Origin of the sequence: Cronobacter sakazakii (assembly GCF_000982825.1) — a bacterium.
GTDB lineage: Bacteria > Pseudomonadota > Gammaproteobacteria > Enterobacterales > Enterobacteriaceae > Cronobacter > Cronobacter sakazakii.
In genome coordinates this window covers 1,924,532-1,945,660 of sequence record NZ_CP011047.1, presented here as the reverse complement: position 1 = coordinate 1,945,660, position 21,129 = coordinate 1,924,532, and the positions used below count along the sequence as shown (strand labels likewise).

22 protein-coding genes and 1 other RNA gene are annotated in these 21,129 nt (G+C 55.0%); 14 read left to right on the top strand and 9 right to left on the bottom strand.

The genetic code is table 11. From position 1 onward, the window contains the following. Positions 1-103: 103 nt before the first annotated feature. The 4 genes from CSK29544_RS09165 to CSK29544_RS09155 form a co-directional block, all read right to left on the bottom strand. The gene (locus CSK29544_RS09165; RefSeq protein WP_169737566.1) at positions 104-1,333 is read right to left on the bottom strand and encodes an integrase arm-type DNA-binding domain-containing protein; all 1,230 of its coding nucleotides are present in this window, start codon (positions 1,331-1,333) and stop codon (positions 104-106) included. Positions 1,334-1,498: 165 nt separating this feature from the next. Further along, positions 1,499-1,862, bottom strand: a transfer-messenger RNA (tmRNA) gene (gene ssrA, locus CSK29544_RS22660). A gap of 118 nt (positions 1,863-1,980) precedes the next feature. Beyond that, positions 1,981-2,678, bottom strand: a protein-coding gene (locus tag CSK29544_RS09160; protein ID WP_095033700.1) for an IS1-like element IS1B family transposase whose coding sequence is annotated in 2 segments (ribosomal slippage) — positions 1,981-2,429 and positions 2,429-2,678 — 699 coding nt in all. Because the reading frame shifts where the segments join, the coding sequence is not laid out codon by codon here. A gap of 33 nt (positions 2,679-2,711) precedes the next feature. Further along, positions 2,712-3,482 carry a hypothetical protein gene (locus tag CSK29544_RS09155; protein WP_032976416.1) on the bottom strand — a complete coding sequence of 257 codons (771 nt, stop codon included), beginning with the start codon at positions 3,480-3,482 and terminating at the stop codon, positions 2,712-2,714. A 372-nt stretch (positions 3,483-3,854) separates the two neighbouring features. Here CSK29544_RS09155 and CSK29544_RS09150 point away from each other — a divergent pair. After that, a protein-coding gene (locus tag CSK29544_RS09150; protein ID WP_095033700.1) for an IS1-like element IS1B family transposase occupies positions 3,855-4,552 on the top strand; the annotation gives its coding sequence in 2 pieces (ribosomal slippage) (positions 3,855-4,104 and positions 4,104-4,552; 699 coding nt in all). On the opposite strand, the gene CSK29544_RS09145 is transcribed toward CSK29544_RS09150, so the two are convergent. Continuing rightward, positions 4,487-6,439: a methyl-accepting chemotaxis protein gene (locus tag CSK29544_RS09145; RefSeq protein ID WP_007894673.1), complete on the bottom strand. Its 1,953-nt coding sequence runs from the start codon at positions 6,437-6,439 to the stop codon at positions 4,487-4,489. The two genes, CSK29544_RS09150 and CSK29544_RS09145, sit on opposite strands and share 66 nt — an antisense overlap. 342 nt (positions 6,440-6,781) lie before the next feature. Next, positions 6,782-6,940: a YqaE/Pmp3 family membrane protein gene (locus CSK29544_RS22645; RefSeq protein WP_004386461.1), complete on the bottom strand. Its 159-nt coding sequence runs from the start codon at positions 6,938-6,940 to the stop codon at positions 6,782-6,784. A 225-nt stretch (positions 6,941-7,165) separates the two neighbouring features. Here CSK29544_RS22645 and CSK29544_RS09135 point away from each other — a divergent pair, with 225 nt between their 5' ends. Continuing rightward, positions 7,166-7,345, top strand: coding sequence for a GDFGVC terminal motif YodC-like protein (locus tag CSK29544_RS09135; protein ID WP_004386460.1), 180 nt, complete (start codon positions 7,166-7,168; stop codon positions 7,343-7,345). A gap of 108 nt (positions 7,346-7,453) precedes the next feature. Here CSK29544_RS09135 and CSK29544_RS09130 read toward each other — a convergent pair whose 3' ends face one another. Next, positions 7,454-7,762, bottom strand: coding sequence for an SAM domain-containing protein (locus tag CSK29544_RS09130; RefSeq protein ID WP_007894671.1), 309 nt, complete (start codon positions 7,760-7,762; stop codon positions 7,454-7,456). A 513-nt stretch (positions 7,763-8,275) separates the two neighbouring features. On the opposite strand from CSK29544_RS09130, the gene CSK29544_RS09125 reads away from it, so the two are divergent. Further along, entirely contained in the window at positions 8,276-8,731 is a 456-nt protein-coding gene (locus tag CSK29544_RS09125; protein ID WP_007894668.1) for an L-alanine exporter AlaE, read from the top strand. A gap of 11 nt (positions 8,732-8,742) precedes the next feature. Here CSK29544_RS09125 and CSK29544_RS09120 read toward each other — a convergent pair whose 3' ends face one another. Beyond that, complete coding sequence (locus CSK29544_RS09120; RefSeq protein WP_004386457.1) at positions 8,743-9,087, bottom strand: DUF2002 family protein; 345 nt, start codon at positions 9,085-9,087, stop codon at positions 8,743-8,745. Between the two features lie 160 nt (positions 9,088-9,247). Between CSK29544_RS09120 and CSK29544_RS09115 the strand changes: the two genes are divergently transcribed. The 9 genes from CSK29544_RS09115 (at position 9,248) to CSK29544_RS09070 (ending at position 18,737) form a co-directional block, all read left to right on the top strand. Continuing rightward, entirely contained in the window at positions 9,248-9,574 is a 327-nt protein-coding gene (locus CSK29544_RS09115) for a DUF883 family protein (RefSeq protein ID WP_004386456.1), read from the top strand. Between the two features lie 275 nt (positions 9,575-9,849). Further along, complete coding sequence (gene nrdH, locus CSK29544_RS09105; protein ID WP_007894667.1) at positions 9,850-10,095, top strand: glutaredoxin-like protein NrdH; 246 nt, start codon at positions 9,850-9,852, stop codon at positions 10,093-10,095. After that, on the top strand, positions 10,092-10,493 hold the full coding sequence (gene nrdI, locus CSK29544_RS09100; protein ID WP_007894657.1) for a class Ib ribonucleoside-diphosphate reductase assembly flavoprotein NrdI: 402 nt from the start codon (positions 10,092-10,094) through the stop codon (positions 10,491-10,493). Before nrdH ends, nrdI begins: the two co-directional genes overlap by 4 nt. A 14-nt stretch (positions 10,494-10,507) precedes the next feature. Next, complete coding sequence (gene nrdE / locus CSK29544_RS09095; protein ID WP_029039624.1) at positions 10,508-12,625, top strand: class 1b ribonucleoside-diphosphate reductase subunit alpha; 2,118 nt, start codon at positions 10,508-10,510, stop codon at positions 12,623-12,625. Positions 12,626-12,637: 12 nt separating this feature from the next. Beyond that, a complete protein-coding gene (nrdF, locus tag CSK29544_RS09090) occupies positions 12,638-13,597 on the top strand; it encodes a class 1b ribonucleoside-diphosphate reductase subunit beta (protein WP_029039623.1) in 960 nt (319 codons plus the stop codon). A gap of 354 nt (positions 13,598-13,951) precedes the next feature. Continuing rightward, complete coding sequence (gene proV, locus CSK29544_RS09085; protein WP_007894639.1) at positions 13,952-15,154, top strand: glycine betaine/L-proline ABC transporter ATP-binding protein ProV; 1,203 nt, start codon at positions 13,952-13,954, stop codon at positions 15,152-15,154. Beyond that, the gene (gene proW / locus CSK29544_RS09080) at positions 15,147-16,217 is read left to right on the top strand and encodes a glycine betaine/L-proline ABC transporter permease ProW (protein ID WP_029039622.1); all 1,071 of its coding nucleotides are present in this window, start codon (positions 15,147-15,149) and stop codon (positions 16,215-16,217) included. Before proV ends, proW begins: the two co-directional genes overlap by 8 nt. Before the next feature lie 54 nt (positions 16,218-16,271). After that, positions 16,272-17,267, top strand: a complete 996-nt coding sequence (gene proX / locus CSK29544_RS09075; RefSeq protein ID WP_007894633.1) for a glycine betaine/L-proline ABC transporter substrate-binding protein ProX — start codon at positions 16,272-16,274, stop codon at positions 17,265-17,267. Between the two features lie 285 nt (positions 17,268-17,552). Continuing rightward, positions 17,553-18,737 carry an MFS transporter gene (locus CSK29544_RS09070; RefSeq protein ID WP_029039621.1) on the top strand — a complete coding sequence of 395 codons (1,185 nt, stop codon included), beginning with the start codon at positions 17,553-17,555 and terminating at the stop codon, positions 18,735-18,737. An 84-nt stretch (positions 18,738-18,821) separates the two neighbouring features. Here CSK29544_RS09070 and CSK29544_RS09065 read toward each other — a convergent pair whose 3' ends face one another. Next, a complete protein-coding gene (locus CSK29544_RS09065; RefSeq protein ID WP_004386447.1) occupies positions 18,822-19,025 on the bottom strand; it encodes a hypothetical protein in 204 nt (67 codons plus the stop codon). 249 nt (positions 19,026-19,274) lie between these two features. Between CSK29544_RS09065 and mprA the strand changes: the two genes are divergently transcribed. Next, positions 19,275-19,805, top strand: a complete 531-nt coding sequence (gene mprA / locus CSK29544_RS09060; RefSeq protein WP_004386446.1) for a transcriptional repressor MprA — start codon at positions 19,275-19,277, stop codon at positions 19,803-19,805. Between the two features lie 139 nt (positions 19,806-19,944). Further along, positions 19,945-21,120: a multidrug efflux MFS transporter periplasmic adaptor subunit EmrA gene (gene emrA / locus CSK29544_RS09055; protein WP_004386445.1), complete on the top strand. Its 1,176-nt coding sequence runs from the start codon at positions 19,945-19,947 to the stop codon at positions 21,118-21,120. The last annotated feature ends 9 nt before the right edge of the window (positions 21,121-21,129 follow it).

The window sequence follows — 21,129 nt, the reverse complement described above, 5'->3', positions numbered from 1 at the left end:
CCAAGTGTTTTTGCTGATATGTATCCTGTACTATGTACAGTTTGTTATTTGCCCCATGTATGGGGATACTGGAAAGGCTACTGATTAGTAGCCTTTCGTCCCTTTAAGCAGCAAAAATTTTAAGCTGTTGCGCCAGGACATAATCTCCCCACCACTGCATGAGAGCTACTCGTTCGGTAATATATTCCGCACGATTATATGCAGCGATAATTTCGTCTTTTTTTGAGTGGGCAAGGGCCGCTTCAAGGGCATCTGTCCTGAACTTACCTGACTCTTCCGCTGCCGTTCTTGCAATAGATCGCATCCCGTGGGCAACAAGTTCACCTCCCAAGCCCATACGGATAATTGCTGCATTGGCTGTTTGTTCATGCATATGATTTAAGGGAGCCTTTATGCTGGGAAATACCCACTCGCGGTGCCCACTGATTGATTCCATAGACTTGAGTATCCGAAGAGATTCTTTGCTTAATGGGACCTTATGAGGTTTTTTCATCTTCATAAATTCAGCTGGGATGTTCCACATGCTGTTATCCATATCTATATCAGACCATCTTGCGCGGACAGCTTCACCAGGGCGAACCCATGTGAGAAGTTGCCATTCAATCAGTAGTCTTGTTTCTAAACGGACAGAAGCATTGTTCAGTGCTGCCAGAAAACGAGGGAGTTCAGAGGGGGGTAAGGCAGGCATATTCTGTTTTTTAGGCTTACTGAAACGTTGGCCTAGATTATCTGCGGGGTTAAATTCAATCAGCTCTTCTGTAGCCGCCCAACGGAAGATTTCATTCAACCTGGAAATTAGCCGCCGCAAAGTTTCCAGTACTCCCCGTTGTTCAATTGGATCAAGATGCTGTTTTAAGAGCTTGGGACGGATCTCATTGATTGGCACATTACCCAGACCGGGGAAAATATTTCGTTCAAGGCTCCGCCAGATGTCTTCTGCATGGTCTTGTGAGATGCCAGAGGTCTTTACCTTCTCATCCAACCATTTTCTCGCCACGGCTTGTAATGTGTGTTCTGTGGCATTCTTTAATGCATTAGCTTTATCGTTGTTATGGACTTGAGGGTCCGTGCCATTCGCAAGCAAGGAGAGGTATTCATCACGTAAGGCTCTTGCTCTTGCCAGGGTAAGGTGAGGGTAGGTCCCAAGGCTCATCTTGGTTCTTTTCTTGCTCACTGGCACTGAATACCTGAAATACCAATTCTTTTTCCCACCTGTTGAGAGGGGAGAGATTCGTAGAATCAAGCCATCCCCGTCAAACAAGTTGATTTCTTTGTCTGCTGGCTTGGTGTTTTTGATTTCAGTGTCGGTGAGTTTCTTCGCGATCTTTGCCATTTTGGGACCCTCGATTTTTGGACCCTTTGTCTTGGGTCCCATTTAGGGTGCCATAACTCGTGGTTCTCAGCAATTCTCACTAGACGACAATGGACGTAAAAAAGCCCGCAGAGCTTGTGCTGTGCGGGCTTAGTAGACTTTACTGAACTTCGGTACATCAATATTTGGTGGAGCTGGCGGGAGTTGAACCCGCGTCCGAAATTCCTACATCCTCGGTACTACATGCTTAGTCCAGTCTTTACATTCGCCTGGCAGCTGCGGACGGACACGCCACTACCAGACTAGCCTGATTAGTTTTAACGCTTCAACCCCAGGCAGGGTATCCACGCGATCTCTTTTGGGTTTGACCTCTCTTGATCCCCGTCCTAAGAGCGGAGGCTAGGGAGAGAGGGCTCTAAGCAGGTTATTAAGCTGCTAAAGCGTAGTTTTCGTCGTTTGCGACTATTTTTTTGCGGCTTTTTACGAGGCCAACCGCCCCTCGGCATGCACCTTGGGTTTCGCGAATCCCGTCGAATCCAGAATCAGCCCCAAAAGTGTAACGCTAAGTATAACAGAGTTTACCCGTGCGTGACCAGTCCATATCGTTTCGCCTGCTGACTGCTGCATTTTTGGCCTTATCGCTGAGTTCTTCGGGTAATGACTCCAACTTATTGATAGTGTTTTATGTTCAGATAATGCCCGATGACTTTGTCATGCAGCTCCACCGATTTTGAGAACGACAGCGACTTCCGTCCCAGCCGTGCCAGGTGCTGCCTCAGATTCAGGTTATGCCGCTCAATTCGCTGCGTATATCGCTTGCTGATTACGTGCAGCTTTCCCTTCAGGCGGGATTCATACAGCGGCCAGCCATCCGTCATCCATATCACCACGTCAAAGGGTGACAGCAGGCTCATAAGACGCCCCAGCGTCGCCATAGTGCGTTCACCGAATACGTGCGCAACAACCGTCTTCCGGAGCCTGTCATACGCGTAAAACAGCCAGCGCTGGCGCGATTTAGCCCCGACGTATCCCCACTGTTCGTCCATTTCCGCGCAGACGATGACGTCACTGCCCGGCTGTATGCGCGAGGTTACCGACTGCGGCCTGAGTTTTTTAAATGGCGGAAAATCGTGTTGAGGCCAACGCCCATAATGCGGGCGGTTGCCCGGCATCCAACGCCATTCATGGCCATATCAATGATTTTCTGGTGCGTACCGGGTTGAGAAGCGGTGTAAGTGAACTGCAGTTGCCATGTTTTACGGCAGTGAGAGCAGAGATAGCGCTGATGTCCGGCGGTGCTTTTGCCGTTACGCACCACCCCGTCAGTAGCTGAACAGGAGGGACAGCTGATAGAAACAGAAGCCACTGGAGCACCTCAAAAACACCATCATACACTAAATCAGTAAGTTGGCAGCATCACCAGAGAGTAGAACCAAGTATTTTCGGCGGTCTCTGTAAGATCACTTGGGAAAAGTGGAAGAGCACGGACAAGCTTTTCCTTCTCTCGACTTAATTGTTCAGAAACCATTCCTGAGATCTGAATGAGCAAAGATATAAAACGCATGCTGCTCGGTTCGTAGCTTGATTCAGTGCGTCCCATATATTGAGTCGCAGTTTTCGAGTCAAATACTTGGGCATACTTGAGCATCGGATGTGGGGCAGCCCCCGCCTGCCAATTGATTTCTACGGGTTTACCATCAATGGTGATTCGACATTGAGCACTGCATGTATGCTCTTCGCTGCTGAAAACATTCGGGCGGATTTCGTCCCTTGAACGTGAGCCACAGAGTTGTTTGAGCAGACGAGAAAAACTACTTTTCCCTGAGCCATTCTGCCCATATATAACAGCTAAACTACCAGCTCCGAATGGTAAGGACGCCCCTGGTTTGATGGCATTTACACCAAATACTTGGCTTACTTCTTCAATACGTACAATTCGCTGTAGCAACCCTGCTGAGAATGAGCCAGGTGCAACCTTCAAGAACCCAGGGTCATTTTGTTTAGCTGCTTCCAGTTTGCAGAGTCGAACCAGCTCAGTGAGTTCGACCTCATTTGGTAAACGTTTATTCTCGATAAGCTGTTTTGCTGCCGTTTGAAGCCAGTTACTACGTTCATTCAGCCACTTTTCGAAGTCATTGGTTCCGATTGATTCTTGTGCTAATTCAGACATCTTTGCTTCCTTTGCTCTTTGATGTACAAGTCGAAAAAAATATCGTATCTTTTTTGGGGGCTCCTGAATGAGTGCTCGGTCAAACGATACTGCAAAGAGCTGCCCTGACTTGCTCCCAGTTTTAAAGCTAGAAATGTCTGCTTCTGGCACTAAGCAGAAGTTCCTGAACAACGTAAGCTGGCATATGCCCTCGTTCCTCCGTGGGGACTATCGATCTATTTGCCGGTGGTGTTTAAGCAATATCGCCAGCGGCGTGAGCTCACAGTGCATTCAATCAAGCTCACAAATCACACAGTCTTTACTTTTTTCAGATTCCCGGTGATGCTGCCAACTTACTGATTTAGTGTATGATGGTGTTTTTGAGGTGCTCCAGTGGCTTCTGTTTCTATCAGCTGTCCCTCCTGTTCAGCTACTGACGGGGTGGTGCGTAACGGCAAAAGCACCGCCGGACATCAGCGCTATCTCTGCTCTCACTGCCGTAAAACATGGCAACTGCAGTTCACTTACACCGCTTCTCAACCCGGTACGCACCAGAAAATCATTGATATGGCCATGAATGGCGTTGGATGCCGGGCAACCGCCCGCATTATGGGCGTTGGCCTCAACACGATTTTCCGCCATTTAAAAAACTCAGGCCGCAGTCGGTAACCTCGCGCATACAGCCGGGCAGTGACGTCATCGTCTGCGCGGAAATGGACGAACAGTGGGGATACGTCGGGGCTAAATCGCGCCAGCGCTGGCTGTTTTACGCGTATGACAGGCTCCGGAAGACGGTTGTTGCGCACGTATTCGGTGAACGCACTATGGCGACGCTGGGGCGTCTTATGAGCCTGCTGTCACCCTTTGACGTGGTGATATGGATGACGGATGGCTGGCCGCTGTATGAATCCCGCCTGAAGGGAAAGCTGCACGTAATCAGCAAGCGATATACGCAGCGAATTGAGCGGCATAACCTGAATCTGAGGCAGCACCTGGCACGGCTGGGACGGAAGTCGCTGTCGTTCTCAAAATCGGTGGAGCTGCATGACAAAGTCATCGGGCATTATCTGAACATAAAACACTATCAATAAGTTGGAGTCATTACCCGCCAGCTCCTGCAACGTACGCAGTTGCGCGACCGCCTCCTGCATCGCGTCCATCCCTTTCGCGACGACTTTCAGGCGGCCCAGGCTCTGGGCGACGTTTTCGCGCTCTTCGCTGGTCTGCTCGCTCATCGAAGCGATACGATCCGCGGCTTCGATACTGCGGTCCGCCATAGTCTGGGTCGCGCTGACCGTTTCCGTGGTGACCTGACGAATACGCGCGATAGTTTCAACAGACTCGTTGATGCTGTGCGCCGTCGCCTCCGCCTGCTCGCGTGACAGATGCGCCAGGCGGCGCACTTCGCCTGCCACCACCGCGAAACCGCGTCCGGATTCCCCGGCTCTCGCGGCTTCCACCGCGGCGTTGAGCGCCAGCAGGTTGGTCTGATCGGCGATAGAGCGGATCCCGCTGGTGATTTTGGTGATCCCCGCCGAAATGGTCTCCAGATCGCTTAAGCCCTGCTCCAGCCTGTCCTGCGCGTCACGGGTGTCGCGCGCGGCATTGCTCATGGAGCGGATATTCCCCTGCGCAATATCCAGCGTTTCGGTCTGCTGCGACGTTGCGTGCTCCAGCAGCGGCAGCGTGGAGAGCAGCGGCGACAGCTCCTGCTGATAGCTGATGACCTGCTCAATCACCTGCGACTGCATACGGTGCATCGCCTCCCAGCGGCGCAGCGTGCGTTGCGCGTAGTGTGCCGCGTAAGCCGCGTATTCCACCGGGAATTGGCTCATCGCCTGATTGGGCTTATCGAAAAACACCAGCGCGGAGAGCGTCTGGTTGATAGGCACCCCAAGAATTTCACCAAAGCTTGAAAAGCCCGCCGCCGGGATCTTGCGAAAGAAATCGGCGCGCGGCAGCGTTGCCAGGTTGTTCATCCGGCGCAGTACGCAGTCGTTAAGCAGCATCCCGGACGGTTTACCGTAACGGCGCGTGAACGCCTGCCAGTCGTGCTCCGTGTGCGCGACAAAATCGGTCGCTTTCATCAGATACAGCCTGTCGCCAAACTCCAGATCGCAGAAGAAGCGAATCTGTGAGGATTCAATCTGCGCCACGGAACGAATAAAGAAGTCATCGCCCACTTTTACCGCGAAGGTATACCCCTCCAGCGCCTGCGCCAGCTGATCCGGTTTGCAGTTGAGCTGGCTTGCCAGATACGACGTAATGGGCTGTTGATGATCCTTGGCGTCGAACAGCGACGTGACGGTACGCGCGACCGGATCGGCCTGCGCCACCAGCCAGCTTTTGTCGGTCGGCTGGAAGTTCTGGCTTTTAAACGGCGCGAAAGATTTACCCGGTGCCATTTCACACAGGATGACAATCGCGCGGCCATCCATCATCCGGCCATTGACGCTCATCCAGGTGCCGCTGAAATCGAGCTTGCCGCCCGCCGCCCCGCCAACCGCGAGGCACGGGAAACGCCCGGATTTATACCAGGCCTGCATCAGGAACCCTTCCGAGGCGGCAAGCCCATCGCAATAAATCATTGCAAAGGTGCGGTCAGCGCTTAACGACATCTTCACGTCGAGTGCGCTGAGATCGCGTGAAATTGCCTGCACGCGCTGTACCGCGCCCGGAATGCGGGTATGAAGATCGACAGAATGCACTTCGTGGCGGCCGATCAGCCCTTTGGGGAGCAGCAGCCAGCTTCCCTCGTCGCTCTCCAGAGAGCAATAGACCGTCGCTTTATCCTGCTGGCACAGCGTGCCGGTGGAGGAAAGCACCAGTACGGTGCGTTCCGGCGTGGCGAAGCGCTGCCAGACCTGACTGACAGCATGAAAATCCGCGTTGGGCGGTACAAATACCATTAAGATGCCCGGCTTATCCGGCACGCCCGCGTCACGTAACGATGTAGGTAATTTATTACAGCGATACACACCGCTACGGGGGCTTTGCGCCGAAAATGTCCGTCCTGGACCCGTGATTAATGTTGACAGGATCCCCATGGTGGCCTCTTTTTATCTCTATTTTTCAAGTTATTCAGAGAAAAACGCCTCTCTGCCCCTCTGTTATCGGCAAAAGTTTCGATTAAAACAGTTCATTCGCTAAAATATTGTTAAGCGCGAGTAAATCCGCACGTTTTGTATGCAATTAAAATGCAACACTGCGGTTAAATCGTGAGCGGTTTCGCAGTCGGGTTGAAACGGGAAAAGGGCGGGAAAAAATGGCAGAAATCATGCGTAAAAAAACCCGCCGTAGCGGGTTTCTTTAAAGAGGGATTAGTTTTTGGTTTGCACCCAGAAGGCGTGGATGAGCCCCGGGAAATAGCCCAGCAGCGTCAGGAGGATGTTAATAAGGAACGCCCCACCGACACCTTTCCCCAGCAGTACGCCAAGCGGCGGCAGAATGATGGTAAAAATGATTCTCCAGAATCCCATAGTTACTCCTGTAGTTTTTTGCAGGTGTTGTAAGTCGCTTATTTTTATTAAGTTTAGTCGCTGAAACACAAAGCGCCACCCGCCATACAGGACTTTACCTGGCCTAACGCGGCTATACAGAAGATAAGTTATTAACATTTTGCCAACAAAGCGCGGGATTGCGGTTGTCGGTGAGCGCGGTGGTGGGCTACTGTTACAGAAACCCTATGAATAAAGGAGGTCATGATGTTTGCAGCAGGCGATATCGTTCAACCGCGTCTGGGCGGCCCGAAACTGAAAGTTATCGAAGTGCATGGCGATCAGATTGTCGCGGTGCGCCCGGATGACGAGCAGGGTGAGAAAGTCACGCTGAAAGCCGCCGATGTGGCGCTGTATAAAGAAGACGGCGATTTCGGGGTGTGTTGATCTGCGGCCGCGCCGGTTGTGAGTACGGTAGCGGCGTTTCACGGTGGGTGCGCTTCGCTTACCCACCCTTCGGTTTTACGTCTGGCGGATAAGCGAAGTGCATCCGCCTTACATCTTCTGCCCCGCATTCTCTCTGAACGCCTGTTCACTCAGCCTGTGATAAAACCTCAGGACAGCTTTAAGCCACTGCTGAACCTCGTTCTCACTCCACTGCGCGACCGGGCGCGCCTGCACAGCGCTGAAAGGCGCACGAAGCATATGCAGCTCGCGCTGTAGTGCTTCTGGCAGTGCGGCGGGCGATATGTCGATAAGCGATTCAAACCAGAATCGCCGCAGTTTTTTGCGCAAATCCCCTTCACGAACGAGCGCCATAATGCCCCGTTCAACCTGATATAACACGTCGCTGATTGCGTCCATGATGATAGTTAATCCCCGTAGAAAGCATGACGGGCATTATCCGACAGCACGCACAGAGTTGGGCTGAATAATGGTTAAACCTGTTTTACGGCGGGCTAATCATATTCATCGCACCGATAAATCCTTCCCATGGCACCTGCCTGTACCTCACGCCAGAACAGCATAAAAAGCTGCAATTTTCACGCAGACGCTATGGAAAACTCCACGACAAACCCAAAAACGCCTGGCAAAAAATTCTCTGCCGCAGGCGAAGCAATACGTTTGCCAGAGAAAAAATAACCCATTGAAACTAAATATAAAAATGATAACGAGTGCGAAAAAATAGCGAAGCGCCGCACGTTTTTGAATTTACAGAGGATTTTATGGACAAAGCGGCGATAAATAAAAATTTATCGCTAATTGAAAGCAATAAGCCAGCCATATACTCTATCATCAACGCAAAATGCAAGGCATATCGCCAGCATAGCCTTTACCTTCCCGTTTTCCCTGTTGATGAGCCAGGAGCTTAATTCGATGTTTTCGCCGCATTCTCGCCTGCGTCACGCCGTAGCGGACACGTTTGCCATGGTAGTGTATTGCTCCGTCGTGGGGATGATGATTGAAATATTCGTCTCAGGAATGAGCTTCGAACAATCGCTCTCGTCACGCCTGATGGCGATCCCGGTCAATATGGTGATTGCCTGGCCGTATGGCCTTTACCGTGACGCCGTGATGCGCCTTGCCGCGCGTGTGGGTAAGGGCCGCCTGGTGAAAAATCTGGCAGATGTTATCGCCTACATTACTTTTCAGTCGCCGGTGTACGCCGCCATCCTGCTGTTTGTCGGCGCGGATATCCCGCAGATTATTACCGCGGTAAGCTCCAATATTGTGGTGTCGATGATGATGGGGGCGGCCTACGGGTATTTCCTCGATTATTGCCGCCGTCTGTTCCGGGTAAGCCCCGCTGCGCCGGTCAGCGCGCAGGCCTGAGAAGGGACGGTTTACTGCGGTTCGCCAAATAAGCCGTTCAGATAACGCTCCAGCGCCATGCGGGAGCTGAATCCCAGCGGGATGCCGTAATGCTCCTGCGCGTCCCCGCCAAGCCACAGCGGAAACTGCTGGTAGTGATCGCAGGTTTTCATTTCTGAAGCCGGGTCCGCCAGCGACTGGCTGCGCTCTCTGAGCGTCGGGTGAATAACCAGCGCCGTGCGCCCCATCCGCGCTTCACGATTCACATAGACATAATTCTCGCCGCGACGATAACCATAAGTTTTTGGCGTCACCACATCCATGGTAAATCCGGCTTTCTCCAGGACGCGCGCCACCTCATCGGGTCGTAAATACATAAATTTTCCTCATCTGCTTCAGCTGCGGGGAAACCTTACATTAGGAGGAATAGCAGGGCTTTCGGAAAAGTCCAGAAACGCCTCCTGACGGCCCCACGCGCCGAGACGGCTCACATTTTGTTCTATACTGTTATTAAGTAAACACAAAAGGGAGAGCGTTATGTTTAACCGAAATACCCGTAGTGACGTGAACGCTGGTGTGGATGAGATTAACCAGGACATTAGCCGCCTCGCCGATACGCTGGAAGGCGTACTCAAATCCTGGGGCAGCGATGCCAAAGGCGAAGCGGATGTGGCGCGCCGTAAAGCAGAATCGCTGCTGCGCGAAACCCGCGCCCGTATGCACGGGAGAAGCCAGGTTTCTCAGGCGGCCCGTGACGCGGTGAGCTGCGCGAGCACGTTTGTGCGCGAGCGCCCGCTGAGCAGCCTGGGTATCGGCGCAGCGGTCGGGATCTTCCTCGGCGCGCTGCTGATTACCCGCCGCTAACCTCTGAAGCACGGTTCAATGCCTTTTCCCCGGCGCTGCCGGGGAACGGCGTCTTGTAAGTCTCTTCTCTGCCCTTCTTCCTCTCAAAAATCTTTCTTGTGCCTGAATGGCGTCCTGCCTGCGTCTGCGCGGCGTTGACACGCCCTTCTCCATAAACCCTATATATTGCGTAGTTGAAACTTATTATAACTACATCTAGTATCTTTCTTATCAGACAACCCCAATCTTCACTGCCTCGCTGTGGGGATTTTAATCTATTGATGAGAATACGAATCATGCGCATAACTATTTACACAAGAAATGATTGCGTCCAGTGTCACGCCACTAAACGCGCGCTGGAAAGCCGCGAGATCGCGTTTGACACCATCAATCTCGACGAGCAGCCGGAAGCCATCGACACGCTGCGCGCACAGGGTTTTCGCCAGTTACCGGTCGTGATGACCGACTCCCTGAGCTGGAGTGGTTTTCGCCCGGACATGATTAACCGCCTGCGCGCGGACTCCCTTGCGGCGAACGCATGACCAGGCTCATTTACTTCTCCAGCCGCTCGGAAAACACCCACCGGTTTATCGCGCGTCTGGGGCTGCCGGCGGCGCGAATTCCGCTGGAAGACCGCGAGCGGCTGCGGGCAGACGAGCCTTACATCCTGGTGGTGCCAACCTACGGCGGTGGCGGCACCGCCGGTGCCGTACCGCGCCAGGTGATTCGGTTTCTTAATGATGAACACAACCGCGCGTTGCTGCGCGGGGTGATCGCCGCAGGCAACCGTAATTTCGGCGAAGGGTATTGCCGCGCTGGCGACATCATCGCCCATAAATGTCAGGTGCCGTTTCTCTATCGCTTCGAGCTGATGGGCACCGGGCAAGATATCGATAACGTGCGTAAGGGAGTGAGCGAATTTTGGCAACGACAACATTAACCGGCGACGCCGTACTGCAAACGCCGCCGGACTATCACGCGCTGAACGCGATGCTCAACCTTTACGATGCCGACGGACGCATCCAGTTTGAGAAAGACCGCGAGGCGGTGGCGGCGTTTATGACCGCGCATGTGGCGCCGCGCTCGGTGACGTTTCCCGACACCCACGCGCGTCTGGCGTATCTCGTAAGCGAAGGCTATTACGATGAGAATGTCCTCAAACGCTACGACGCCAGCTTCGTTGCCGGGCTGTTTGATGAGGCACAGCGCTACGGTTTTACCTTTAAAACATTTCTCGGCGCGTGGAAGTTTTACACCAGCTACACGCTGAAAACCTTCGACGGCAAGCGCTATCTGGAGCACTTCCCGGATCGCGCCTGCATGGTGGCGCTGACGCTCGCCTGCGGCGATGAAACGCTGGCGCGCCAGATCCTCGATGAAATCTTAAGCAGCCGCTTCCAGCCCGCCACGCCCACATTCCTGAACTGCGGGAAAAAGCAGCGCGGCGAACTGGTCTCCTGCTTCCTGCTGCGTATTGAAGATAATATGGAGTCCATCGGCCGCGCGGTAAACGCCGCGCTCCAGCTCTCCAAACGCGGCGGCGGCGTGGCGTTTTCGCTCTCGAATTTGCGTGAAGCGGGCGCGCCGATTAAGCGCATCGAAAACCAGTCCTCCGGCGTTATCCCGGTGATGAAAATGCTGGAAGACGCCTTCTCTTACGCCAATCAGCTCGGCGCGCGCCAGGGCGCGGGTGCGGTCTATCTGAGCGCGCATCACCCGGATATCCTGCGTTTTCTCGATACCAAACGTGAAAACGCCGATGAGAAAATCCGCATCAAAACGCTCTCGCTTGGTGTCGTGATCCCCGACATCACCTTTGAGCTGGCGAAAGCCAACGCGCAGATGGCGCTGTTTTCGCCCTATGACGTGGAGCGTATTTACGGCAAGCCGTTCGGCGATATCAGCGTCAGCGAGATGTATTCACAACTGGTGGAAGACGAGCGTATCCGCAAGCGCTATATCAGCGCGCGCGAACTGTTCCAGCGCCTGGCGGAAATTCAGTTTGAATCCGGCTATCCGTACATCATGTTTGAGGATACGGTGAACCGCGCCAACCCGATTGCCGGGCGCATTAACATGAGCAACCTGTGCTCGGAGATTTTGCAGGTCAACAGCGCCTCCACGTTTGATGAAAACCTCAATTACGCGACCACAGGCCACGATATCTCCTGCAATCTCGGCTCGCTGAATATCGCGCATACCATGGATTCGCCCGATTTCGGCCGGACGGTGGAAGTAGCGGTACGCGCGCTGACGGCGGTGTCAGACATGAGCCATATCCGCAGCGTGCCGTCCATCGAAGCGGGCAACGCCGCCTCGCACGCCATCGGGCTTGGGCAGATGAACCTGCACGGCTACCTGGCGCGCGAAGGCATCGCTTATGGCTCGCCGGAAGGGCTCGATTTCACTAACCTCTATTTTTATACCGTTACCTGGCACGCGCTGAACACGTCGATGAAACTGGCGCGCGAGCGCGGCGAGCGGTTTGAAGGGTTCGAAGCGTCGCGCTACGCGAGCGGCGAGTACTTTGACAAATACCTTACGCAGATATGGACGCCGCGCACCGCGCGGGTCGCAGAATTATTCGCGCGCGCGGGCATTACGCTGCCGACGCCAGAGATGTGGCGCGCGCTTCGCGACGACGTGATGCGTCACGGGCTCTATAACCGCAATCTCCAGGCGGTGCCGCCGACCGGCTCTATCTCGTATATCAACCATGCGACGTCGAGCATTCACCCGATCGTCTCGAAAATCGAAATCCGCAAGGAAGGCAAAATCGGCCGCGTCTATTACCCCGCGCCGTTTATGACCAACGAGAATCTGTCGCTCTACCAGGATGCGTATGAAATCGGCCCCGAGAAGATCATCGATACCTACGCCGAGGCGACGCGCCATGTGGATCAGGGGCTGTCGCTGACGCTCTTTTTCCCGGATACCGCCACCACGCGCGATATCAACAAAGCGCAGATTTACGCCTGGAAGAAAGGCATCAAGACGCTCTATTACATTCGACTGCGCCAGCTGGCGCTGGAAGGCACCGAAATTGAGGGCTGCGTCTCCTGCGCCCTGTGAGGAAACACCATGATCCGTTTAAGCCGTATTAGCGCCATTAACTGGAATAAACTTCAGGACGAGAAAGATCTGGAGGTGTGGAACCGGCTCACCAGCAACTTCTGGCTGCCGGAAAAAGTGCCGCTCTCAAACGATATTCCGGCCTGGCAGACCCTAACGCCCGGCGAGCAGCAGCTGACCATCCGCGTTTTTACCGGGCTGACGCTGCTCGACACCATTCAAAACGCGGTGGGCGCGCCCGCGCTGATGGCCGACGCGCTGACACCGCACGAAGAAGCGGTGCTCTCGAACGTGAGCTTTATGGAGGCGGTACACGCGCGCTCGTACAGCTCGATTTTCTCCACGCTCTGCCAGACGCCGGACGTGGACGCCGCCTACGCCTGGAGTGAAGAAAACGCGCCGCTGCAACGCAAAGCGCAGATTATCCTTGCGCATTATCGCGAGGACGATCCGCTGAAGAAGAAAATCGCGAGCGTATTTCTGGAATCTTTCCTGTTCTACTCCGGTTTTTATCTGCCGATGTACTGGTCGAGCCGCGGCAAGCTCACTAATACCGCCGATCTGATTCGTCTTATCATTCGCGACGAGGCGGTGCATGGGTATTACATCGGCTACAAATATCAGCAGGCGCTGGCGCAAGAGGACGCCGCGCGGCGCGAATCGCTCAAAACTTTCGCGCTGGATCTGATGATGGAACTCTACGACAACGAACTTGCGTACACCGAAGCGCTGTATCGCGACGTCGGCTGGGTGGACGATGTCAGCGCGTTTTTGTGTTACAACGCCAACAAAGCGCTGATGAATCTCGGTTATGAGGCGCTGTTCCCGCCGGAAATGGCGCAGGTGAACCCGTCGATTCTGGCCGCCCTCTCCCCCGGTGCCGATGAAAACCACGACTTTTTCTCCGGCTCTGGCTCGTCTTATGTCATGGGCAAAGCGGTGGAAACCGAAGACGAAGACTGGGATTTTTAATTCGCCCTCAGGCGCAAATAATCGCTATAAATTTCGCAGAATTATTTGCTGCAAAATTGTAAAATCCACGAAAATATCTCTGCGACATTCCTGACCGCTATTTCCGGACTCTCACGGGTGAATCACGCCGATTCACCCGCCATTTCGACACCTGGCCGCAAAAATATCACACTTCATTCATTGCCGCTCAGCCCAGCAATAGCGGGAAATAATCGCCATTCGACGACGCAATTCGCCCCGGACTGCGGAAATTGAGGGTTGTCTCAGAATCTGAGTATGCTAGGGTATGCCCCGGTAACTATTTCCTGCAGGAATCATCTTAACGGCAAAATATAACAGGACTCACGCTATTGCATGGCAATTAAATTAGAAATTAAGAATCTATATAAAATATTTGGAGAGCACCCACAGCGGGCCTTTAAATATATTGAACAAGGGCTTTCAAAAGCCGAAATACTGGAAAAGACTGGGCTGTCTGTCGGCGTAAAAGACGCCACTCTGGCCATTGAAGAAGGCGAGATATTTGTGATCATGGGGTTATCCGGCTCGGGTAAATCCACTATGGTTCGCCTTCTCAATCGCCTGATTGAACCCACCCGCGGTCAGGTGCTGATTGACGGCGAGGATATCGCCAGAATATCTGACGCCGCGCTGCGCGAGGTGCGCAAGAAAAAGATAGCGATGGTATTCCAGTCATTTGCGCTGATGCCGCATATGACGGTTTTAAATAATACCGCCTTCGGCATGGAATTAGCTGGCGTGCCGCAAAAAGAGCGTCAGGAAAAAGCGCTTGACGCTCTGCGCCAGGTCGGGCTTGAGAATTACGCCCACGCGTATCCCGATGAACTTTCAGGCGGAATGCGCCAGCGTGTCGGGCTTGCGCGCGCGCTGGCCATTAACCCTGACATCCTGTTAATGGATGAAGCCTTCTCGGCGCTCGATCCGTTAATTCGCAGTGAAATGCAGGATGAATTAATTAAGCTTCAGTCGCGCCACCAGCGCACCATCGTGTTTATTTCCCATGACCTGGATGAAGCCATGCGAATTGGCGATCGCATCGCGATTATGCAAAACGGCGAAGTGGTGCAGGTCGGCACGCCGGATGAAATTTTGAATAATCCGGCGAACGATTATGTGCGCACGTTTTTCCGCGGTGTTGATATTAGCCAGGTCTTTAGCGCGAAAGATATCGCACGCCGCAGCCCGGCGGGCCTGTTGCGTAAAACGCCAGGCTTTGGCCCGCGCTCGGCCATCAAGCTGTTGCAGGATGAAGACCGTGAATTTGGCTACGTCGTCGAGCGCGGCAACCGCTTTGTCGGCACCGTGTCTGTCGATTCCCTGAAAGCGGCGCTGGCGGCAGGCCAGGGGCTGGACAGCGCGTTGCTGGAGACACCCGCGGCGGTAAGCGCCGATACGCCGTTAAGCGAACTGCTCTCACCGGTTGGGCTTGCGCCGTGTGCCGTCCCGGTCATCGGCGACGAACAACAGTATGTGGGCGTTATCTCAAAAGGGGTATTGCTGAAAGCTTTAGATCGCGAGGGGGCCATCCATGACTGACCAGACGCAAAATCCGTGGGATACCGGCAGCGCGGATGCCGCCGCGAACAGCGCCAGCAGCGCAGACGCCTGGGGCAGCCCGACACCTGCGCCGGAGAGCGGCTCTACCGACTGGCTGAACAGCGCGCCCGCGCCTGCGCCCGAGCATTTCAACATTATGGATCCGTTCCATAACACGCTGATTCCGCTCGACCGCTGGGTAACGGAAGGCATCGACTGGGTGGTGACGCACTTCCGCCCGCTGTTCCAGGGCATTCGCGTGCCGGTGGATTACATCCTGAACGCCTTCCAGCAGCTGCTGCTGGGGATGCCCGCGCCTGTCGCGATTATCTTGTTTGCCCTGATCGCCTGGCAGATTTCCGGGGCGGGTATGGGGGTTGCGACGCTGGTATCGCTGATCCTCATCGGCGCCATTGGCGCCTGGTCGCAGGCGATGGTGACGCTGGCGCTGGTGCTGACCGCGCTGTTGTTCTGCGTGGTGATTGGCCTGCCGCTTGGGATCTGGCTGGCGCGTAGCCCGCGCGCGGCGAAAATTATTCGCCCGCTGCTGGATGCGATGCAGACGACGCCCGCGTTTGTTTATCTGGTGCCGATTGTGATGCTGTTTGGCATCGGCAACGTGCCGGGCGTGGTGGTAACGATTATCTTCGCCCTGCCGCCAGTAGTGCGCCTGACGATCCTCGGGATTAACCAGGTGCCGGAAGATCTTATCGAAGCGGCGCGCTCGTTCGGCTCCAGCCCGCGCCAGATGCTGTTTAAAGTACAGTTACCGCTGGCCATGCCCACCATTATGGCGGGGATTAACCAGACGCTGATGCTGGCTCTCTCTATGGTTGTGATCGCCTCGATGATCGCCGTCGGCGGGCTGGGCCAGATGGTACTGCGCGGTATTGGCCGCCTCGACATGGGGCTTGCCACGGTCGGCGGCGTGGGGATTGTTATCCTCGCCATTATTCTCGACCGGCTGACGCAGGCCGTGGGCCGTGACGCCCGCAGCCGCGGCAACCGTCGCTGGTACGCCAGCGGCCCGCTTGGTCTTATCACCCGTCCATTCATTAAATAAAGCGCTGGCGGCGCAGGCCGCCCGCTTTCCCTCATCTGAATAAAAGGAATAACGATGCGACATTCTGTTCTTTTCGCCACAGCCTTTGCCACACTCGTTACCACCAGCACCTTTGCCGCCGACCTGCCCGGCAAAGGCATTACCGTCCAGCCGGTGCAGAGCACAATTTCCGAAGAGAGTTTTCAGACGCGGTTAGTAAGCCGCGCGCTGGAGAAGCTCGGCTATACCGTGAATAAAACCAGCGAAGTGGATTACAACGTCGGCTACACCTCGATTGCCTCCGGCGACGCTACTTTTACCGCCGTGAACTGGCAGCCGCTGCATGACGATATGTACGCGGCCGCAGGCGGCGACAAGAAGTTTTACCGTGAAGGCACCTATGTGACCGGCGCGGCGCAGGGGTATCTGATTGACCGTAAAACCGCCGAGAAATATCACATTACCAATATCGCGCAGCTGAAAGATCCGAAGCTCGCGAAGCTGTTTGACAGCAACGGCGACGGCAAAGCGGACATGATGGGCTGTACGCCTGGCTGGGGCTGCGAGGCGGTGATTAATCATCAGAACACGGCATATGGCCTGCAAAACACCGTGACCGTGAACCACGGCAACTACGCGGCGATGATGGCCGATACCATTGCACGTTATAAAGAAGGCAAACCGGTGCTCTATTACACCTGGACGCCGTACTGGGTGAGCGACGTGCTGAAGCCGGGTAAAGATGTGGTGTGGCTGCAGGTGCCGTTCTCGTCCCTGCCGGGCGAGCAGAAGGATATCGATACCAAACTTTCAAACGGCAATAACTTCGGCTTCCCGGTGAATACGATGCACATTGTGGCGAACAAAGCCTGGGCGGAGAAGAACCCGGCGGCGGCGAAGCTGTTCGCGGTAATGAAGTTGCCGATTACCGATATCAACGCCCAGAACGCGATGATGCACAGCGGCAGAGCGAGCGAGGCGGATATCGAAAGCCATGTGGATGGCTGGATTAAAGCGCACCAGCAGCAGTTCGACGGCTGGATCAAGGAAGCGCTGGCCGCGCAGAAGTAAGCGCTTTGCGATGAGAGATAACACCCGCCACCCGGCGGGTGTTTTGTTTTAATGGCGGGCGTATTTTTAACGGCGGGTGCGCTGCGCTTACCCGCCCTACAAATGGAGTCGCTTCTTCAATGTAGGGTGGGTAAGCGCAGCGCACCCACCGCACCCACCGCGCCAAAACGCACAATCCGACACTTAACAAATCCCCAACATTCTGGCGCTACGATGCGGTTCCGTTATCATAATGGCTTTCGGCAAGCGTTTTCCCGCCTCTCTGGATAACAATACAGAACCATTATGACCAAACAAACTCAAGGACTTAGCACATCGCTGACGGTACTGATGTCCGTCGCTACCGGGCTTGTGGTCGCGAGCAACTACTATGCTCAACCGCTGCTCGACACCATCGCCCACGCGTTCGCCATTACCGCTAACCAGGCGGGCTTTATCGTCACCGCCGCCCAGCTCGGCTACGCTTTCGGGCTGCTGTTTCTGGTGCCGCTCGGCGATATGTTTGAACGCCGCAGCATGATCGTGGTGATGACGCTGCTAGCCGCCGCCGGGATGCTTATCACCGCGAGCAGTCATACGCTCGCGATGATGATTCTGGGCACCGCGCTGACCGGCCTGTTCTCCGTCGTGGCGCAAATCCTGGTGCCGCTTGCCGCCACGCTCGCCGCGCCGGAAAAACGCGGTAAGGTCGTGGGGACCATCATGAGCGGCCTGCTGCTCGGCATTCTGCTGGCGCGTACCGTTTCCGGCGCGCTGGCGAATCTTGGCGGCTGGCGCACGGTGTACTGGGTCGCGACGGTGCTGATGGCCGTTATGGCGCTGGCGCTCTGGCGCGGCCTGCCTGTCGTCAGGCAGACCAGTACGCTTAACTATCCGCAACTGCTCGGCTCCATCTTCCGCCTGTTTACCCGCGATAAACTGCTGCGCACCCGCGCGCTGCTCGGCTGCCTCACCTTCGCCAACTTCAGCATTCTCTGGACATCAATGGCGTTTTTACTGGCGGGCGCGCCGTTTCATTTCTCAGACGGCGTGATTGGACTGTTCGGTCTCGCGGGTGCGGCTGGCGCACTTGGCGCGCGTCCGGCAGGCGGTTTTGTCGATAAAGGCAAGGCGCATCTCACCACCACCTGGGGGCTGGTCCTGCTGCTGCTGTCGTGGATTGCCGTAGCGTTCGGACAGTTTTCGGTTATCGCGCTCATCATCGGCATTCTGGTGCTCGATCTTACGGTACAGGGCGTACATATCACCAACCAGAGCGTGATTTACCGCATCCCCCCGGACGCCCGTAACCGTCTTACCGCCGGTTATATGACCAGCTACTTTATTGGCGGCGCGGCGGGTTCGCTTATCTCCGCCTCGGCGTGGCAACACGCAGGCTGGAACGGCGTCTGCGCCGCAGGCGCCATTGTCGCCCTACTAAATCTGGTAGTGTGGTGGCGCGGCTATCACCGCCATAGCGGGGCAGAGTGAGGTCTGCGTCGCACCTTTGCCGTCCAGAATGCCTGCGAAGGGTGTTAAGGGCGGTAACACTCTGTTAAGGTTATGCGGAGTTATTTATTCGAGTGATTTTAACTTCGGTAATATATCAAAAACGTATATGGATATACCCACACCTTTAAGCCCCTCCCTGCCTCCTCGCGCATTTTCACTGGCAGGGAGCATAAGCGAAACTTTGCCATCATTTTTCAGCGGCTTGTCCGTGGCTGTTATCCCGCGTTTGTGCTCGCTACCGTCTGGTTTGACATCATCCGAATCCACTTTTTACTTTTCTGTCGCTTATATGAACGACCGCCGACCCGCACCGTTTTTCGCCGATACGCATACCGCGCAGGGGTCGTCGATTTCATATTCTGCCCGCCAGGTCGCAGGCGGCGGGCGCTCCGGGTATGGAATAGCCCGGAAGCTCATGACGGTAACGTAGCCATTAATGATTCATCTAAATAATAGATTTACATGATTTGTTACCGTCGTTATTATATCGGCTGCAATTAATGAGGTTATACCCAAATGGATAGTTCGTTTACGCCCATTGAACAGATGCTTAAATTTCGCGCCAGTCGCTATGAGGATTTTCCGTACCAGGAAATTCTCCTGACTCGCCTGTGCATGCACATGCAAGGCAAGCTGCTGGAAAACCGCAATAAAATGCTGAAGGCTCAGGGGATTAACGAGACATTGTTTATGGCGTTGCTGACCCTGGAATCTCAGGAGAATCACAGCATTCAGCCGAGCGAGCTGAGCTGCGCACTGGGATCGTCGCGCACGAACGCCACCCGTATTGCCGATGAGCTGGAAAAACGCGGCTGGATCGAGCGTCGTGAAAGCGATAACGATCGCCGCTGCCTGCATCTTCAGTTGACAGAAAAAGGTCAGGAATTCTTACGTCAGGTACTGCCGCCGCAGCATCACTGCCTGCATCTGCTCTGGTCCTCTTTAAACAGCCAGGAAAAAGAGCAGCTTGAGCAGATAACCCGCAAATTGCTCGACCGCCTCGACCAGATGGAAGAGGACAATACGCTGCTTGAGGCCGTTCGCTAACGCGCCGATAAGCGCTCGTTTCGCAAACGTGCCGTTGCAAGGAAACCGCTACACTGACAGGCCAGCATTTTCATGCTGGCCTTTTTGACAACAGAGGTCGGCTATCGCCGACAACAACAATAAGAACGTGGAGATAAACATGAGCGCAAATGCGGAGAACACCACCCCGCAGCAACCGGTCAGTAACAAAAAGGGCAAACGCAAAGGCGCCCTGCTGTTATTAACCTTGCTCTTTGTTGTTATTGCCGTGGCGTATGGCGTTTACTGGTTTTTAGTGGCGCGTCATTTTGAAGAGACCGATGACGCCTACGTGGCCGGGAATCAGGTACAAATCATGGCGCAGGTCTCCGGCAGCGTCACCAAAGTCTGGGTGGAGAACACCGACTTTGTGAAAAAAGGCGACGTGCTGGTGACGCTCGACCCGACCGACGCCCAGCAGGCGTTTGAGAAAGCGAAAACGGAACTGGCCTCAAGCGTACGTCAGACCCGACAGCTGATGATTAACAGCAAGCAGTACGCCGCGAATATTGAGGTTAAGAAAACCGCACTGGCGCAGGCGCAGAGCGACTTAAACCGCCGCGTGCCGCTCGGCAGCGCGAATTTAATTGGCCGTGAAGAACTGCAGCATGCCCGCGATGCGGTCGCCAGTGCCCAGGCGCAGCTGGATGTCGCTATCCAGCAGTACAACGCCAACCAGGCGATGATCCTCGGCACGAAGCTTGAAGACCAGCCTGCGGTGCAACAGGCCGCCACCGAAGTGCGCAACGCCTGGCTTGCGCTTGAGCGTACCAAAATCGTCAGCCCGATGACCGGTTATGTGTCGCGCCGCTCTGTTCAGGTCGGCGCGCAGATTAGCCCGACGACGCCGCTGATGGCTATCGTTCCGTCGAGCGGTCTGTGGGTGGACGCGAACTTTAAAGAAACCCAGCTGGCGCATATGCGCATCGGCCAGCCGGCTACCGTGGTGAGCGATATCTACGGCGATGACGTGGAGTACACCGGTAAAGTGGTCGGCCTCGATATGGGCACCGGCAGCGCCTTCTCCCTGCTGCCTGCGCAGAACGCCACCGGTAACTGGATCAAAGTGGTTCAGCGTCTGCCGGTACGTATCGAGCTGGACGCGAAACAGCTGGAGCAGCATCCGCTGCGCATCGGCCTGTCCACGCTGGTGAAAGTCGATACCACCAATCGCGACGGCGGCGTTCTCGCGACCCAGACGCGCTCTGAGCCTGCGTACCAGAGCAACGCGCGCGAAATCGCGCTGGAGCCGGTGAACAAGCTGATTAACGATATCGTGCAGGCGAACGCGGGTTAACCGGCGGAG

Bases quoted from the DNA above. Each gene is read 5' to 3' on its own strand.
- CSK29544_RS09165 (WP_169737566.1), bottom strand. From the start codon at position 1,333: ATGGCAAAGATCGCGAAGAAACTCACCGACACTGAAATCAAAAACACC.
- CSK29544_RS09155 (WP_032976416.1), bottom strand. From the start codon at position 3,482: ATGTCTGAATTAGCACAAGAATCAATCGGAACCAATGACTTCGAAAAG.
- CSK29544_RS22645 (WP_004386461.1), bottom strand. From the start codon at position 6,940: ATGGGATTCTGGAGAATCATTTTTACCATCATTCTGCCGCCGCTTGGC.
- CSK29544_RS09135 (WP_004386460.1), top strand. From the start codon at position 7,166: ATGTTTGCAGCAGGCGATATCGTTCAACCGCGTCTGGGCGGCCCGAAA.
- CSK29544_RS09130 (WP_007894671.1), bottom strand. From the start codon at position 7,762: ATGGACGCAATCAGCGACGTGTTATATCAGGTTGAACGGGGCATTATG.
- CSK29544_RS09125 (WP_007894668.1), top strand. From the start codon at position 8,276: ATGTTTTCGCCGCATTCTCGCCTGCGTCACGCCGTAGCGGACACGTTT.
- CSK29544_RS09120 (WP_004386457.1), bottom strand. From the start codon at position 9,087: ATGTATTTACGACCCGATGAGGTGGCGCGCGTCCTGGAGAAAGCCGGA.
- CSK29544_RS09115 (WP_004386456.1), top strand. From the start codon at position 9,248: ATGTTTAACCGAAATACCCGTAGTGACGTGAACGCTGGTGTGGATGAG.
- nrdH (WP_007894667.1), top strand. From the start codon at position 9,850: ATGCGCATAACTATTTACACAAGAAATGATTGCGTCCAGTGTCACGCC.
- nrdI (WP_007894657.1), top strand. From the start codon at position 10,092: ATGACCAGGCTCATTTACTTCTCCAGCCGCTCGGAAAACACCCACCGG.
- proV (WP_007894639.1), top strand. From the start codon at position 13,952: ATGGCAATTAAATTAGAAATTAAGAATCTATATAAAATATTTGGAGAG.
- proW (WP_029039622.1), top strand. From the start codon at position 15,147: ATGACTGACCAGACGCAAAATCCGTGGGATACCGGCAGCGCGGATGCC.
- proX (WP_007894633.1), top strand. From the start codon at position 16,272: ATGCGACATTCTGTTCTTTTCGCCACAGCCTTTGCCACACTCGTTACC.
- CSK29544_RS09070 (WP_029039621.1), top strand. From the start codon at position 17,553: ATGACCAAACAAACTCAAGGACTTAGCACATCGCTGACGGTACTGATG.
- mprA (WP_004386446.1), top strand. From the start codon at position 19,275: ATGGATAGTTCGTTTACGCCCATTGAACAGATGCTTAAATTTCGCGCC.
- emrA (WP_004386445.1), top strand. From the start codon at position 19,945: ATGAGCGCAAATGCGGAGAACACCACCCCGCAGCAACCGGTCAGTAAC.